The following is a 340-nucleotide window of genomic DNA, read 5'->3' as shown; positions in this document are numbered from 1 at the left end:
GGCCACCTGCGGGATCTCGTGCTGGGCGATCGCGAGGGTGTCCTCGCGCAGGCCGGAGAGCCTCGCCGGGAGGGCGCGCGCGACGCGTATGCCGCGGACCAGGCTCCAGAGCAGGACGGCGGCGAAGACGGCGCTGCCGGCGTACAGGGCGGGGGTGTCTCCGGAGACGCGCAGCAGGAAGGAGGCGAATCCCCCGGCGCCGGCGAGGCCGAGGCAGGGGACCAGCGCGAGCGCGAGGAGCGAGCTGCGGAGGGAGCCGGACCGGCCGGCGCGGTGGCCCGTGCGGGGGGCCGATATGCCTGGCATCTGATTCCTTGTAGCAGGGCCGAGCGGCGGGGTC

1 protein-coding gene is annotated in these 340 nt (G+C 75.9%); it reads right to left on the bottom strand.

Annotated elements, in window-relative coordinates:
* The coding region (locus PUR61_RS36595; RefSeq protein WP_329883880.1) for a hypothetical protein at nt 1–306 on the bottom strand (306 nt) is incomplete at its 3' end.
* Nucleotides 307–340 lie beyond the last annotated feature (34 nt).

Origin of the sequence: Streptomyces sp. BE20 (assembly GCF_036322525.1) — a bacterium.
Classification (GTDB): domain Bacteria; phylum Actinomycetota; class Actinomycetes; order Streptomycetales; family Streptomycetaceae; genus Kitasatospora.
This window is presented reverse-complemented; position numbering and strand designations above follow the sequence as displayed.